Source organism: Catenulispora subtropica (assembly GCF_039531675.1).
Lineage (GTDB): Bacteria > Actinomycetota > Actinomycetes > Streptomycetales > Catenulisporaceae > Catenulispora > Catenulispora subtropica.
This window is the reverse complement of record NZ_BAAAQM010000009.1, coordinates 132,587-148,387: the sequence shown is the minus strand read 5'-3', so window position 1 is coordinate 148,387 and position 15,801 is coordinate 132,587. Positions and strand designations below refer to the sequence as shown.

The following is a 15,801-nucleotide window of genomic DNA, read 5'->3' as shown; positions in this document are numbered from 1 at the left end:
GCTGTCGAGCTGCCCGCTGCCGGTGCTGTCCCACTGCAGGACGTAGCCGTGGCCCGGCGTGACAGCGAGGATCAGGTACCCCGGCGAGCTCCCGGCGCCCGTGATGTCGTCGCGGACCATGATCCCGGCCTTGGCCCAGACACTGGTGGCGGCCTGCGCGGTCACCTTGACGACGGTCGTCGACCCGTCGTGCTCGGCACCGGGCCGGTACACGGTGCTGTACTCGTCCGTCGATCCCCAGGCGTCGGCGCCGGCCCCGATGATCGAGACGTCCGATCCGAGCTGGCCGGTGAGCGCCGTGGTGCTCGTGAAGGCCTTGTAAGGAGCCTGCGGCGGGTTGACGAGCCGGATGGTGCCGGACGAGGTCGAGCTCTCAGCGCCGCCTTTCCACCGGTCGGACTCGGTCCCGTCGATCCGCACCGTCTGGATCGGTTCGGTCAAGGTCGCCGGCGCGGTGAGCTTGAACGCCGCGATCGCCATGTGGCCCGGCTGGACGCTGCTGGACCGGGTCGGCGTCAGCGGCCTCGCCGTCCAGCCGCCGGGCACCGTCAGACCGAGCACGACGTCGTTCACAGCCGCCACACCGTTGTTGGTGAAGTACGAGTACACCGTGCCGGACTGGCCGGCCGACAGCGCAGGCAGGGTCGTCAGCAACGTCGTGCTCGGCGGAAGCTGCCGCGTCGTGGCCGGAGAGACCCGGTACATCACCGTCCCATGCCCGGGGACAGCCGCGCTGATCGTCCCACCGCTGATCGTCGTCCGACCGGTCCACAGGTCCTTCAGCGCGTATCCGCCGTTCGAACTGCTCGGCACGCCCGCGGCGGCCGCCGTGGTCGAGATCGTCGCCGCCGTGGCGTTCTCGTTGAACAGGACCACCGCCACGCTGCCGTCGCTCAACGGCTTGGCCAGCACGTCCAGCCCGCCCGAGGACGAGATCCCAGTTCCCTGCTTCCCCAACGGATCCTGGTCGACCGCGATGACGTCGCGGTTGCCGAGGATGCGCAGGGTGTCCGGACTCGCGGTGCGCAGATCGGTGCCGGAGATCAGCGGCGCGGCCATCTCCGCCCACAGCGTGAATTCGGTCTGGTCCTCGGTCACGGACATGCCGTTGCCGACTTCCAGCATGTCCGGATCGTTCCAGCCACCCGGCCCGGCGTCCTTCGCGAGCTGCACGTTGGTGTGGAAGATGTCCAGCATGCTGCCGAAGCCGGCACTGATGTCCCCGGTCGTGCGCCACAGGTTGCCGACGGTCCCGCCCCACGACGCCACGTCCTCGGTGCCCCAGCTGCACAGGCTGTAGACGATCGGCCGGCCGGTGGCGGCGAGCGCCGATCCCATGGCCTGGTACCGCTGTTTCGAGGGGACGCCCTGGTTGTAGCAGTTGTCGTATTTGAGGTAGTCGACACCCCAGCTGGCGAACAGGTTCGCGTCCGCGGTCTCATGGCCGAGGCTGCCGGGATACCCGGCACAGGTCTTGGTCCCGGCGGTCTCGTAGATGCCGAGCTTCAGCCCCTTGCCGTGGACGTAGTCGGCCACCGCCTTGATCCCGTCGGGGAACTTCACCGGGTCGGGGACCAGGTTCCCTTCCGCGTCCCGGTTCGGCGCCATCCAGCAGTCGTCGATGTTGACGGAACGGTAGCCGTCCGCGGCCAGCCCGCTGGAGACGAGCTTGTCCGCGGTCTGCTCGACGAGCTGCGCGCTGACGTCACACCCGAAGGCGTTCCAGTCGTTCCAGCCCATCGGCGGGGTCAGCGCCAGACCGTTGGGCAGCGCCGCCGCCGGCGGCGCCGTCGTCGCCGCGAGCGTCAGCGGCGCCGCGACGAGTGCTGTGACCAGTAGGAGTATCCGTGCTCTGAGCATGTGCCATCTCCTCGGAAGGCGGGGGTGGGTCCTATGCGAGGTGCAGACGGTGCGTGCGCGCCATGATTTGAACGATCGAATCCAACAGTTTCGATCGCGTACGCGCATGGTTCAACATGACGTCCCGCAACGTAGCGATGTCATATAGCACTGTCAAGCATGCGCGATCAGGCTCCTGTCACGCCTATCAGGACGCCCGGGAGGTGCACACGGCCTCACACGGCCCACCCGTCGCCGAAACTCAGTACTTTGCGGCAGTAAGGTCCTGATACACCTTCAGCAGCAGCTGCGGAAGGTGATCCTCCGCGACGCCACCGCTGTTGAGCGCGAGACTGACGAGGACGCCGGATGAGGGCACGTACATGATGACCGACCGGAAGCCGGAGGTCTCGCCCTCGTATACCCACGCCTTCCCCACCACCGGGCTGGTGACCTGACCGACACCGAGACCGTAACCGTGCGGGTCACTCGGCGTCGTCGTGCTGATCGGCAGACCGGTCTCGACCGACACCAGGCTCTCCAGTTCCCGCTGCTGCCGTGGCGGAAGCAGCTCGCCGTGGTAGAGCGCCCGCTCCCAGCGCGCCAGATCCGGCAGGGAGGCGACGATGCCGCCGGCCGCCTGCATGGCGGTCAGGGCGAGAACCGGCATCGAGGTCGCCTGCCCCGGCGCGGGGGCGTAGTAACCGGCGGGCATGCGTGCCGCCGTGCGAGCCGGGCAGACCGGCCCGTAGCAGGTGTCGCGCAGGCGCAGCGGCTTCAGGATCCGCGTGGTGAGCTGGTCGGCGTAGGAGTCGTGAGTCGCCCGCTCGATGATCTGCTCGGCGATGATGTAGTTCGTGTTCGAGTAGCCGTAGCCATGTCCCAGCGGCAAACCGTACGCGTAGGACACCAACTGATCCGCGGTGAAGTCCCTTTTCGGATCGGCGAAATAGGCGGACGTGAAGGCGGGAAGCTCGGTGAAGTCCGGGATACCGCTCGTCATGTTGAGGAGCTGCCGGATCGTGATGCGCCGCCACGCCGGATACTGCGGCAGCCACGTGCCGATCTCGTCGTCGACCGACAGCACGCCCTGTGCCTCGAGCTTCAGCAACAGCACCGACGTGAACGCTTTAGTGTTGCTGGCGATCTGCCACCGGGCATCGGCCGTCACCGGACGGCCACCGCCGAACCGCGTGGTGCCGGCGGCCAGGTTGATCGGTCGGCGACCGCCGGACCCGGCGGGATCGAACGTGACGGTGAGCGATGCGGCTGAAACGTGTTCGTCGGCGCCCTCGGCGGCCAGATAGCTCCGCAGATCGGCACGCAATATATCAATAAGCTGTGAATCTTGGCGACGGTGCTGTGTCGCGGACGCTGTTGGTGCCGAGACCGTCGACCCGGCCAAAATGACCACGGCAGCCCCCGCCATGGTTGTGACGAGCCGACGGCGGCGGCCGGCTCCGGTGAAAGTACGCATGGCACCAAGGCTGTTCGACGATGAGGGCTGACCTCCAGCCTCCGAAAGTCGATGGGTTCAGCTCTAGCCGATGGTCTCGCTACGAAAGAACTACCCCGCCCTCCCAGCCCCCAACGCCTGAAGCGCCTCGGCCTCGGCGACCAAGCCGAGTCGCGTGAAGATCTCCATCGCCTCCCGGCGTGCGGTCTCAGCACGCTCATCTTGCCCCAGCCTAGGCAGCGACTCAGCCAGAACCCCCAGTGCCTGGGCCCGCAGCCAGTCGTCATGCAGCGCCTCACCGCCGGCCAGGATGTGCTCGGCGATCGCCGCCGCCTCCTGGTGCCTCCCGACGGCGGCATGCAGAGTCGCGATCCGGAACCGCGTGGTCTCCTCGCGGTTCGGGATCCTCGCCTCCTGGCAGGTCCGGACGCATTCGTCGTAGACGGCCTCGGCCTCGTCGAACCGGCCCAACCTCTGCAACGCCAGGGCCGTCCCGTACAAGCCGGTCGCCACGTTCTCGAAGTCGCCCAACTCCCGGGACAGCTCGACGCACCGCCGTCCGTGCTCGATGGCCGCCTCCAGGTCGTCGTCACACGTCACCGGCAACTGCGCCATCGTCGCGTACACCGCCGCCAGCGCCTGCCGGTTCCCGGTGGACAGGGCCAGCTCCCGCGCCTCGTCGAGGCAGATCAGCGCCAGATCACGCCGCCGCACCGTGGACCACATCGCGCCCAGGTTGTCCAGCACGTCGGTCAACAGGATCCGGTCCCCCACCGCGCGACACAGCTCGACGGTCCGGTTGTAGGGCCCGCCGTCGACGACCGATTCGAGGAACTCCGCCGTACCCAGGCTGTAGTAGTCGATGACCCGGCGGGCGCGCGCCTCCGACAGCTGATCGCCGGTCCGCGCGGCGGTTTCGGCGAGCAGCTCGGCGGCCGGCTTCACCATGTTGCGCTGCCATTGCGGGTCCACATACAGCAGCACCAGGTTCTGCGCCGCGATGCTCAGATGCTCGGGTGAGCCGGCGATGGCCTGGCGCATGACCGCCAGGATCGAGGGGAGCCGCACGGCCAGAACGGCACGGGTCTCGGCGGCGTCGGTGAAGGGCAGCCCCGGCGACCGCGCCGGCTCCAGGCTGCCCGGGAGCATGCTGCGCGGCTGCGTGAGGCGGAAGGCGTTGAGCGCGGTGGCCTGGAACATCTCCAGGAGCCGCGTCAGGCACACGTCGGCCGCCTCGGGGCCGTCGACCGCCAGGGCCAGATCGCGGGCGTACGCGCGCACCAGATCGTGGTAGCGATAGCGACCGGGGGCCGGCGACTCCAGCAACGCGAGGTCGACGAGCGACTCCAGCAGGTCCTCGGTTTCACCGGTGTCCAGCGGGTCCAGACCGATGATCGACGCGGCGCCCTCCAAGCCCATGTCCGGGAAGGAGATGGTGGCCAGCAGGCGGAACGCGCGGGCGGCGTCGGGATCCAACTGCTGGTAGCTCACGCTGAAGCACGCTTCGATGGACAGATCGCCGGTTCTCAGCTCCCTGAGCCGCCTCTGCTCACCGGCCACCCGCCCGGCGATGTCCTCGACAGTCCAGTTCGGCCGCGCCGCCAGCCGTGCTCCGACGATGCGCACCGCCAGCGGCAGACACCCGCACGCGGCGACCAGTTCCGCGGCCGCCGCACCGTCCACACCCGGCCGCCCGGACCCCACGATCCGGCTCAACAGCTCGGCGGCCTCGTCAGCGTCCATGACGTCGAGGTCGACCGTCGCCGCCGTCGGCAGACCGACCAGGTGCGGCCGGCTCGTGACCAGAGCAGCGCTTTCCGGCGCACCCGGCAGCAGCGGACGCACCTGCGCGGCGTCGAAGGCGTTGTCCAGCAGAATCAGGACCCTGCGGGAAGCGAGCACCGTCCGGAACAGCGCCGCACGCTCGTCGAGCGCCGCGGGCACCGTCTCCGGGGCGGCGCCGAGCGCCGTGAGGAACCGTCCGAGCACGTCGCCCGGATCCGTGGGCCGGTCGTCCGCACCGCGCAGGTCGGCGTACAGGCAGCCGTCCGGAAAGCGGTCGGCGACGGCGTGCGCCGCGTGCGCGGCCAGCGTCGACTTCCCGACGCCGCCCATGCCGGACACCGTCACGATGGCCACGCGGCCGGACGCCGCGCGGTCGGTGAGGGCCTCAACGATCTTCCGCGTGGGAACGCGACGGCCGGAGAAGTCCGGGATGTCGGCCGGGAGTTGTGCGGGAATCGGCATCCGGGGCGCCTGCCTCCGCGTGGCCGCCGTCGCCGACGGCGCGTTCCGGACGTCCACCGTGGCCGGCCGGACAGAGGCGGGCACAACGTTGAGCGTCGGATCGGCAGCAAGGATCCTGCGATGCATCTCCCGCAGCCCGAAGCCCGGCTCGACACCGAGTTCCCCGTCCAGAAGCCGCCGGGCCTCCGCATACGCGGCCAGCGCCTCAGCCTGCCGCCCGGATCGATAGAGCGCGAGCATCAGCGACTCGTACAGCTGCTCCCGCAGCGGATGCTCGGCGATCATCACCGACGCCTCCTCCACGACAGCCCCATGGCGTCCGAGCTCCAGCTCGCACTCCAGCAACGCCTGCCGCACGTTCAGACCCGCCTCGACCAACCGGACCCGCTGCGTCTCCGCATAGGGTCCCGGAACCCCCGCAAGCGGCCCGCCGCGCCAGAGCGCGAGTCCGCGGCGATAGAGGTCGACGGCCTCATCGACCCTGCCGGCGCCGCGCGCTTCGCCGGCCCGCACGGTCAGATCGTCGAACACGGTCAGGTCGAGCGCTTCAGCGTCGGGTTTCAGGACATACCCGGAGCCAACAGACGCCAACAGCCCCCCGGTCTCGCCCCGAGCCCGCTCGGGATCCAGACACTTGCGCAGCCGAGCGACATAGGTACGAACGGTGCCCAAAGCACGATCGGAAGGCTCGTCGCCCCACACGGCATCGATGATCTCGTCGGCGGTCACGGTCCACGCCCCCGCCAGCAACAACCGCACCAACACCGCGACCTGCTGCGGAGCCCCGAGCGCCACCGGCTCGCCGGCACCCCGCCACGCCCGCACCGGTCCGAGGACGCCGAACCGCACCCCCTGGCCCATGATCATTTTCCTCCCCGCAGCCCCCGGTTCATGCTAACTGGATCAAGGTGCCAGAGGACGGGACGACCGGCGAGGCGTTAAGGAAGCCCCGGACTTGCCTCGTCCCCAGGGGCAGGGTGCAGGGTGAACCCGTGCCCGAGGACTTGATCACCATCGGCGAGCTCGCGTCCCGAACCAGGCTCAGCCTCAAAGCCCTCCGCCTGTACGGGAACCGAGGCCTCCTACCACCGGCCGAAGTCGATCCCCGAACCGGCTTCCGCCGCTACGGCCCCGCCCAGGTGGAGCGGGCCCGCCGCATCATGCTGCTGCGCGCCGCCGGGATGCCGTTGACACAGATCGCGGCACTCCTCGACGCCCCCAGCGAAGAGGCTCTGCATCTGCTGACGGCCTACTGGCGCGATCAGGAGTCCACCCACGCGGCCCGCCGCCAGGCGGTGGGCTACGCCCGAGAGATCCTGAACGGAAGGAACCCGGCCATCTACGAGATCGCCGAACGCCACGTACCCGAGCAGCAGGTGCTCTTCATCCAGCGCCACGTCAACGCCGCCGCCCTGCCCGGCTTCCTCGCATCAGCGCCGGATCAACTGTTCGCGCACCTCCGCACCACCGGCGCCTGCCTGTCCGGCCCGCTGTTCGCGATCTTCCACAGCCTGGTCAGCGAAGAATCAGACGGCCTCGTGGAAGTCTGCGCCCCCACCCTGAACACCGTCTCCCCGGCCGGCCCGATCGGCCTCCGCATCGAGGCCGCCCACCGCGAGGCCTTCGCCGCCCTCCCGAAACAGGCCGGCGGCTTCGCGTCCATGGCCGCCGCCCACGACGCCGTCCACGCCTGGCTCGTGGAGCACGGGCACCGACGCTCCGCCTCGAACCGCGAGATCTACTACCCGAACTGGGCGACCGCCGGACCCGACGAGCACGCGGCCGACGTCGCGATCCCGTTCGTCACGTGACCTGCTGTCCGCGCACCACCGGTGCCGTCCGGAGGGCGCCCGGAACCAGACCCGATGCCTTCTCGAAAACCCGTGCTCAGCCGAGATCCTCCACAGCCTGAAGCCGCCCGACCTGGATGTCGGAAAAGTGGGCGAGCGTCACACCCATCTGGTGCAGGGTCTCGGTATCGTCCGTCGCAGGCCCGATCAGGGCGACGATCGAGACCGCCTTACCGACACGAACCAGTTCAGTGGCCATCAGCACGGTCTTGCCGTTAGCGGAGATGTAGTCAACGTAGCCCACCCCGCCTTCCGCAAGCTCAGATCCCGAACCGAAGGTCATGGAGACCGGGACTCCATCCTGAGTCAAGGTCAGGGACTTACACCCCTTCAGCCCCACAGTCAGGTCGGAGAGCATCGTCACAGCCTCATCGACAGACGGCAACACCACCACCGAGTCACGGATCGTATGCTCCTGAGCCGCCTTCGTGAACTGGCGGTCGACCTCAGCCACCGTCCCGTACTTCGTGGACAGCGCGTCCGTCGCGTCCGCGAGCGTCTGGCAGAGGCCACCCCCGCTCGTGACGACGTCCTGGACATCCGTGGTCTCGGTACTGTCCTTCGAGGCGTCATAGACGTAGCCGGGCGCGTCCTTGTCGGTCAGCAGCAGCTTCCTGATTTTGTCGGTCGTCAGAGCGGAACCGCCGGCACCGCTCGACGTCGCGACCAGGCTGGCCGACGGACTACTGGACACCGGCGCCGTCGACGAAGCAGTAGTGGCCGCCCCGGCACTCGCACTCGACGACGAAGTGGCCGACGCACCCACCCCCGCCGGCAAGATCTTCCCCGACCCGCTACAGGCCGTCGCCGTCAGGACAGCTGCCGCGAGCACAGCTATGGAAACGCCTTTGTTTGCTGAGCGCATGATGATTTCCCCCTCGACGAGACACACCGCGCCCAGGAATCCCTGAGACGCGGTGCGTTGACGAACGCTCGCTTCGATGGCGGCTACGTGAGCTGCCACCACCTCCACCAGCTGAGGAACACCATCAGACAGCCCGACCTGTCAAAGCCCCATAAGAGGCACCGCTTGCGCTCAGGGCGCCGGCGGTCCAAGAACTGCCTCCGACGATCAGTCGACGTCGCCAACGCAGAGCCCGGCGGGCCCCAAAAATCCTTCGAGGAGCTGAATAGCCTGCTCGCCCCAAGGTTGACTCAGCAAACATGCGCGATGAGCGCCTGCGTCGTTCAGCACCCACTTTTTATCGCCGGAGTCGGGAAACAGGCCGGAGGGAAAAGCCACTACATCCTCTCCCTCGTTCAGCGTCTTACCGCAGATACGACACGTGCTTCGCCCCAAGAGAATCAGAGCCATATCCATAACTCCAATCCCGCGTAGCAGCCGGAGGGTCTTGATGGGTTCCGGCCGCCCCGGATCATGGTGTGGCGCGGAGACGGGCCATTCCCCGAGTAGCAAGCACGGTATCGCCCCACAGCACCCGTTGCAGGTTCTACGCTGGATGTCGTGGGGATGGGACCGGAGCCTTGGTGAGCGGCTGGGGAAGCCGCGCCGTCGTCGTGGCCTGACCCAGGAGCAGCTCGCGGTGGCCTCCCGGGGTAGGCGCAACGGCGCCTGGACCCTCACCGCCCGTATCGGCTCAACCCTCAGGGGGCATGAGGCGCAACTGCACCATCGCCTCGAAGCGAGCCTCGGGATCGGACAGGTCCAGCCCGGAGACCTCCGCCAGGCGGCGGAGACGGTAGCGGAAGGTGTTCGGGTGGACGTGGACCTTCGCGGCGGCCGCGTTCACGTCGCCGAACGCGTCGAGCCAGGCGGCCAGGCTGGCGGCGAAGGCGGTGCCGTGGCGGCGGTCGTGCGCGCGTAGCCGGATGACCGGACCGGACGGCACGTCGTCGTCGGCGGCCAGGCGGTCGGCGAGTTCGCGGAGGAGGCTGGCGGCGTACACGTCGGACAAGCGCGCAATACGGTGCGGGGCCTGCGGGTCGTGGGCCGGGCGTGCGGTGCGGGACTGCAGCACCCGCAGCGCGCGGTCGGCATCGGTGCGGCTGCGGCGCAGGCCGGTGGGGTGGTCGGCGCAGCGGCCGATGGCCACGCAGATCGGGACGCGCGCGCCGGCCCGGGCCAGGAAGGCCTCGATGACGCGGCGGGCGTCCTCCTCGGTGGCGGCCGGGAGCACCGCATAGGTGATGCTGCCGAGGCTCGCGACCGCGGTATGTGGGTGGATCGCCGACAGGTGCAGTGCGAGCGCGCCGGCCAGGCGGGCCTCGGCCGCGGCGCGATCGGCCGCCGCGCGATCGCGGGCGGCGCGCTCGGCGTCGTCCGCGCGCTCGGCGGCAGCTTGGTCCGCGACGACAGCCCGGTCCGCCGCGGCCGCCCGCTCGGCGCCACCGCGGTCGCCGGCACCGCGCTCAGCCGAGCCGACCATCCGCTCCTCCGAGCCTGAACTCGAACCCGCACTCGAACCGCCGCCCACCCCGGAGCCGCCGGGCGTCGCCACCGCCAGAGCCAGCACGCAAGCCCGCTGCGCGGCCAGCCCCAGCCGTGCCGCCGCCTGCGGCGCCTGCGGCCCGCCCTCCAGCACTGTGGCCAGCAGGTCGGCGCGCAGGCGGCGGTCGGCGTCGGCACCCGAGCGGCTGCGCAGCAGATGCAGCGCGGCGACGTTGGCCGCTTCGCGGAAGGCCTGGGCACGGTCGTCGTTGAGCGGGCCGGGGACCACGACCCAGATGGAGCCGAGGATCTCGCCGCCGGCTCGGACCGCGATCGCGACCCGGGGCTTCTCGCCGACGCCGGCGATGTAGACGGGGTCGTCGGAGCGGTAGATGGCGTGGAAGGCGCCGCGTTGTTCCAGGTCGCGGAGTTTGTCCGCCGGGACCTGGCGGTCCAGGATGGTCGCGATGCGGGAGTCGTCGGCCTCGTCCTGGCGGGCGGAGAAGGCCAGGACGCCGCCGCCGCGGTCCTCGATGGTGACGGGGCCGTCGAGCAGGCCGGCGATGGCGTTGGCCAGCTGGAACAGGTCGCCGGCGAGGGGGGCCTCGGGGCCGGGGGCCGGGCCCGCGGCGGTGGCGTCGGCCGAGATCAGGGATCTGAGCAGCGCGGCCACCTGGGCCCAGGACGCCCCCGGTGTCAGCCCGAGGACCACCACGCCGGTGCGCGCCGCGGCCTCGGCGACCGGTCCCTGGGCGACCACCGGCGAGCGGACCACCACCGCGGCGGCACCGAGCCCGCCTGCGTGGTCGACGAGCGCCGCGACGTGTTCGGGGCCGTAGACGCCGACCCCGAGGACGATCGCGCCGGGCAGGCGGGCCGGCTCGTCCAGGCGGTCGTGGATGAGGACGCCGGCTACCGGAGTGGCCGGGTCGGACCGGCCCGCCACCAGCTCGACCAGGGTGACGCCGAGATCGGCGATGATGCGGCCGAGCGACGTGCGCGGCGACGTCACCGGCCGCCCCCGCCTGGCCGGGGCGCGCGCGGCACCCGCGAGCCGGCCGCGCGCTCCACCGCAACGTTCATGATCACAGATCACACAGTAAGCGACCGCAGGTGCCCCACCGCAAGGGCCGCGGCCCGGCCGATGGCCCGGTCGGCAGCCGGATGACGGAAGTCGGGGCGCTCGGCGCGGGTGAACACCGCCACCGCGTACCGTCCGCCCTCGGGGTGTTCGACCACGCCGGCCTCGTTCCGCCAGCCGGGCAGCGTCCCGGTCTTGGCGGCGATCCGCCAGCTGTCGTCGAAGCCGCAGGACAGGCGATGCGGCCAGATCTGCCGCGCCATGATCGCCCGGACCTCGGCGCACGCCTCCGGGTCCCCGGCCTCGTCGCGCCAGATCTGGCCGAGCAGGTCCGCGACGTCGCGGGCGGTGCCGCGGGTGGTCCGGGCCGGGGTGCAGACGTCCAGCTCCATCAGGGTCCCGGCGGCCGCCCGGCGGGCCATCTCGGCCAGCAGCTCCTCGTCGGTCCCCCCGCCGAGGTCCGCACGCATCGACCCGAGCAGCTCCAGACACCCGCCGACCAGGTGGGTCCGGGTCCTGCCGAGATCGGCGAGCAGACCGTTGACCCGGTCCAGGCCGATGCGCGCCAGCACCACGTCGGTCGCGGCGTTGTCGCTCATCGACATCATCATCAGAGCCAGGTCGCGCAGGCTCATCTCCACCGGGTCGGCCAGGCCGGAGGTGCCGATGCCGCCGTCCCGGTACTTCGGCTCCACGGACAGCCGCTCGGTGCGGCTGACCCGCCCGGCCGCCGCCTCGACGGCGTAGGCCAGGCACACCGGGACCTTGAAGACCGAGGCCAGGCACACCGGCTCGTCGGGTGACAGGCCGACCTCGGCCGGGCCGTCCACGTCGCGGGCGTGAAGAAAGCCCTGGATGCCGGCCTCGTCGAAGGCCGCGCGGAGCTCGTCCTGGATGGAACTCACAGTCATAACGGCGTTCACAGCGCGATCCACTCCCGGGTCTCGGTGACGGTGTCCAGCAGCTCCGGGATCGGCGAGCGCCCGATCCCGGGTTCGCGCGGCACCGCCAGGTGGCCGTCCACCAGGGTGAACGGTTCGGTGATGTCCGTCCGGTAATACCGGTCCGACGCCGACGTGTCGCCGGGCAGGGTGAACCCGGGCAGTGCGGCCAGCGCGACGTTCGCGGCCCGGCCCAGGCCGGTCTCCAGCATCCCGCCGCACCAGACCGGGACCCCGTGGGCGACGCAGACGTCGTGGATGCGCCGCGACTCCAGGTAGCCGCCGACCCGCCCCGGTTTGATGTTGACGATCGCGCACGCACCCAGCGCGATCGCGTCGGCGGCGGCGCGCGCGGAGACGATCGACTCGTCCAGGCAGACCGGGGTCTTGATGCGCTTGGCGAGCTCGGCGTGGCCGCGCACGTCCTCCTCGTCCAGCGGCTGCTCGATCAGCAGCAGGCCGAAGGGGTCCAGGCGGGCCAGCTGCGGCGCGTCGCCGAGGGTGTAGGCGGTGTTGGCGTCCACCTGCAGCAGGACCTCGTCGCCGAACCGCTCGCGGACGGCGCGCACCGGCTCCACGTCCCATCCGGGCTCGATCTTGAGTTTGATCCGGACGTAGCCCTCGGCGAGGTAGCCGCCGACGGCGTCGAGCAGTTGCGGGACGGAGTCCATGATGCCGACCGAGACTCCGGCCGCGACCGTGTTCCGGGTGGCGCCGAGCCACTCGGCCAGGGAGAGCGAGCGCTCACGCAGCCAGGCGTCGAGCACCGCGGTCTCCAGCGCGGCCTTGGCCATCCGGTGGCCCTTGATCGGCGCCAGCGCGGGCGCGACGGCCCAGGGGTCGAGGTCTCGCGACTGCGCGGCGGCGCGGGCGGCGGCCGCGGCGAGCATCGGGACGAGGTAGTCGCGCACCACTGCGATCGCGCCGTCGGTGTACTCCGAGGAGTACACCGGGTCCGCCATGGTGACGAGCTCCCCGTAGCCGTCGGCACTGTCGGTCTGCACCCGGATCAGGCCCAGCTCCCGGGTCTGTTGGGTGCCGAACGAGGTGCGGAACGGCGCCACCAGCGGGATCGCCAGCCGGCGTAGTTCCACTCCGATCAGCTTCATGAGTGGTCCTCCTGGTTGTGTCCGGGTGCTATGTGCTGTGTTCGTGGTGTCTGCCGCATCTGTTCGGACTGTTCGGGCCGCTCCACGACGTACCAGCCGTCGCGGGTGAACCCGGTGATGCGCGCGCCGTCGGCCAGCAGCCCGCCGAGGACCTCGCGCAGCGCCGGCCGCCATCGGGCGGCGAGGGCGGGGTCCCTGACGCGCAGCTCCTCGACATCACGCGGAACCGCGGTGAGCAGACGCCCGGCACCCCGGACCCGGTCGGCGCCGGCGATCACCGGACCGCCGTCGGGTCCGACGCCGAGCGCGACGACCGCGTCATCGGTGGCCGGCGTGAAGTCGCCGGACAGGACCGCGCGGGTGTGCGGCCCGGCCAGGTCCCAGCGGACCAGCAGGCGGTCGGACGGGATGCCGACGTTGCGCTCGTCGGCCATCTCGCCGTAGTAGTCGGGGTGGTACTGGACCGCGACCGCGCCGAGCTTGGCCAGGTTGAAGTAGGCGTTCCGGCTGACCAGCGGATCGTAGGTCCAGGTGACGGCGCCGATCCCGCGCCGCAGGCACCAGGCCCGCTGGTGCAGTTTCAGCGCCCTGCCGAGGCCGCCGCCGCGCCAGCCGTCCTCGATCCCGGTGATGTGCGAGTGCAGACCGAAGTCGGCCAGCAGTCCGAGACAGACCCCGACGACGCGGTCCTGGCGATGGGCGCCGACGACATAGCTTCCGCAGTGTGCCAGCACCTTGAGCAGGGCGGCTGTGACCAGCGGAGACCCGCCGCCGCCCGGCCGCCAGACCCGGTCCAGCAGCCCGGCGGCCTCGTTCATCTCCGCGATGGAGCGGTATTCGACGAAACAGACCCCGACCGCCTCGGCCGCGGCATCGGCGGTGGCCTGCGCCTCAGCGACCAGGCCCGCGGGGAAGTCCGCGGGATCGCGGCGGCCGAGCCAGGAGCCGGCCGGTGCGCCGGCGTCCACCACCGCGCCGGAGCTCATCGAGCGCACCGCCTCCCCCGGGCCGAGGTCCCCAGATCCACCCGTCTCCGCCGTGCCGGCCGGGCCGGCCGGCCCGGTCAGTCCGGTCGGCTCGGTTGGCTCCGTCGGCCCGGTCGGCCCGGTCGGCTCCGTCGGCCCGGTCGCCGCCCTCGCCGTCATCTCAGTGCTCACCGCTCCCGCTCGCTCTCGCTCATTCCTCGTCCAGCAGCTCTGCGACCAGCGCGGCCAACGGCGCAGTCCGCCGGGGCAGCTCCGCCACCAGTACGTGTTCGTCGTCCGCGTCCGAGCCGCCGCCGACCGCCACCCCGCGCAGGTCGCCGAAGCCCAGCCGGGCACGGCCGATCCCGGCGGCGACGTCGTCGGTCGGCGACGCGCAGACCACGAGTTCCCCGATGTCGGCCGGCAGGTCCGCGAGCCGGGGTGGCCGGCCGGCCTCCCGCACGGGCACGGCTCAGGCCACCTTCGGGGTCGCGCGGGCGCCGTGGTGGATGTACTTGGTGCCGTCGGGCAGCTCGTAGAAGACCACGGAGAGCCAGGCGTCGAGCTCCGGGCGCCTGGTCACGAACACCCCCGGCTGGAGGGTCCGCAGCTCCATCTCGACCGGCTCCAGGCCGGCCAGCGTCGCGATGATGCCGCTGACCGTGAGGATCATGACCAGGCCGCCGTCACGTTCCACGACCTCCAGTCTGGTCGAGGCCCGCTCGTAGACCCCGACGTAGTCGGCGGGGTCGAACGGCAGCGGCTCGGGCGTCGGCTCCAGCGGCGCGCGCATCTGCACGCCGGCCAGTTCCCCGGCGATCTCGTTGAAGACCGCGCGGTACAGCGCCATGGCGTCGCCGCCGTTGGTCAGCAGGCAGATCGCCAGGTCGTGCTCCGGCAGCACCCGCAGGAACGCGGACTGTCCGAGGGTGCCGCCGTCGTGGCCGAAGACCTTGGTGCCGTCCCACTCGTCCAGGAACCAGCCCAGGCCCCAGTGCGTGGCCAGGAACCACTTGTCGGGCACGTCGATCTGCGGCTCCTGCATGGCCGCGGTGGTGGCCTCGGCCAGGATCCGGGTACCGTCGGCGGCGACGCCGCCGTCCAGGTGCATCTTGACGAAGGCCAGCACCTCGCGCGGCGTGGTGTGGATCAGGCCGGCCGGGCCGGCGTTGCGGATCAGACCCCAGGCCGGCGCCGGGGCCGGCGGCGTGCCGATGTGGCCCATGGCGGCGCGGTGCAGCAGTGCCTCCTCCGGCAGGGTGCCGATCTGCTTCAGGCCCAGCGGGCGGAACAGCCGCTGGCGCATCAGCTCGTCCCACTGGGTGCCGGTGACGACCTCCATGACCCGGCCCAGCAGCGAGAAACCGCTGTTGCAGTAGGACATCGTGGCGCCCAGCGGGTGGTTCACCGCCTCGTCGGCGAGCAGCTGGACGTACTTCTCCAGGTTGTCGTCGCCGCGGCCGGTGTCGGTGAACACGTCGCCGTCGATGCCGCTGCTGTGGGTGAGCAGGTGCCGCAGGGTGACCTTGCGGGTCAGCTCCTCGTCGGCGAGCTTGAGTTCCGGCAGTACGTCCACGATCGGGGTGTCCAGGTGCAGCACGCCGTCGTCGACCAGGGCCATGGCCACCGTGGCGGTCCAGACCTTGGAGATGGAGCCGATCTGGAAGACGGTGTCCGTGGTGGCTTCGATGCCGGCGCCCTTGTGGGCCCAGCCGGCGGCGGCCTCGGCGACGATCTCGCCGCGGTGCAGGATCGCCAGGCTGGCGCCGACGCCGTGCTGCTCGACGAGTTCGGCGAGCCTGGTCTGCCAGTGCGCGGTCAGCTCCGGGTTCAGCGTGCTGCCGGTGCTCTCCTCGGCGGGCGATGTCGTGACGGTCTCGGTCATCGTGTACTCCGATCCAGGTTGTCAGGGATGAAAAGGACG

Annotated in this window: 10 protein-coding genes and 1 pseudogene; 1 reads left to right on the top strand and 10 read right to left on the bottom strand. The window is 70.9% G+C overall.

The window, feature by feature from the left end; genetic code table 11:
* Window positions 1–441: 441 nt before the first annotated feature.
* The 3 genes and pseudogenes from ABD466_RS10820 to ABD466_RS10810 form a co-directional block, all read right to left on the bottom strand.
* Window positions 442–1,860: pseudogene (locus ABD466_RS10820) on the bottom strand (NEW3 domain-containing protein); the annotation flags it as partial.
* A gap of 241 nt (window positions 1,861–2,101) precedes the next feature.
* Complete coding sequence (locus ABD466_RS10815) at window positions 2,102–3,316, bottom strand: serine hydrolase domain-containing protein (protein ID WP_344656830.1); 1,215 nt, start codon at window positions 3,314–3,316, stop codon at window positions 2,102–2,104.
* A 90-nt stretch (window positions 3,317–3,406) separates the two neighbouring features.
* Window positions 3,407–6,403 (bottom strand): AfsR/SARP family transcriptional regulator, encoded by a 2,997-nt coding sequence (locus tag ABD466_RS10810; protein WP_344656829.1) that lies wholly within the window; start codon window positions 6,401–6,403, stop codon window positions 3,407–3,409.
* A gap of 131 nt (window positions 6,404–6,534) precedes the next feature.
* On the opposite strand from ABD466_RS10810, the gene ABD466_RS10805 reads away from it, so the two are divergent.
* On the top strand, window positions 6,535–7,353 hold the full coding sequence (locus tag ABD466_RS10805) for a MerR family transcriptional regulator (protein WP_344656828.1): 819 nt from the start codon (window positions 6,535–6,537) through the stop codon (window positions 7,351–7,353).
* A 76-nt stretch (window positions 7,354–7,429) separates the two neighbouring features.
* Here ABD466_RS10805 and ABD466_RS10800 read toward each other — a convergent pair whose 3' ends face one another.
* The 7 genes from ABD466_RS10800 to ABD466_RS10770 all read right to left on the bottom strand — a co-directional run bounded on the left by ABD466_RS10800 (window position 7,430) and on the right by ABD466_RS10770 (window position 15,762).
* A complete protein-coding gene (locus ABD466_RS10800; protein ID WP_344656827.1) occupies window positions 7,430–8,365 on the bottom strand; it encodes a sensor domain-containing protein in 936 nt (311 codons plus the stop codon).
* A gap of 625 nt (window positions 8,366–8,990) precedes the next feature.
* Window positions 8,991–10,793, bottom strand: a complete 1,803-nt coding sequence (locus ABD466_RS10795) for a helix-turn-helix domain-containing protein (protein WP_344656826.1) — start codon at window positions 10,791–10,793, stop codon at window positions 8,991–8,993.
* Between the two features lie 80 nt (window positions 10,794–10,873).
* A complete protein-coding gene (locus ABD466_RS10790; protein WP_344656825.1) occupies window positions 10,874–11,767 on the bottom strand; it encodes a serine hydrolase in 894 nt (297 codons plus the stop codon).
* Window positions 11,768–11,781: 14 nt separating this feature from the next.
* Window positions 11,782–12,912, bottom strand: coding sequence for an o-succinylbenzoate synthase (menC, locus tag ABD466_RS10785; protein WP_344656824.1), 1,131 nt, complete (start codon window positions 12,910–12,912; stop codon window positions 11,782–11,784).
* Window positions 12,909–14,069, bottom strand: a complete 1,161-nt coding sequence (locus ABD466_RS10780) for a GNAT family N-acetyltransferase (RefSeq protein ID WP_344656823.1) — start codon at window positions 14,067–14,069, stop codon at window positions 12,909–12,911. The genes menC and ABD466_RS10780 overlap by 4 nt, the downstream gene beginning before the upstream one ends.
* 19 nt (window positions 14,070–14,088) lie before the next feature.
* On the bottom strand, window positions 14,089–14,346 hold the full coding sequence (locus ABD466_RS10775; RefSeq protein WP_344656872.1) for a hypothetical protein: 258 nt from the start codon (window positions 14,344–14,346) through the stop codon (window positions 14,089–14,091).
* A 3-nt stretch (window positions 14,347–14,349) separates the two neighbouring features.
* The gene (locus ABD466_RS10770; protein ID WP_344656822.1) at window positions 14,350–15,762 is read right to left on the bottom strand and encodes a serine hydrolase domain-containing protein; all 1,413 of its coding nucleotides are present in this window, start codon (window positions 15,760–15,762) and stop codon (window positions 14,350–14,352) included.
* Between the last annotated feature and the right edge of the window lie 39 nt (window positions 15,763–15,801).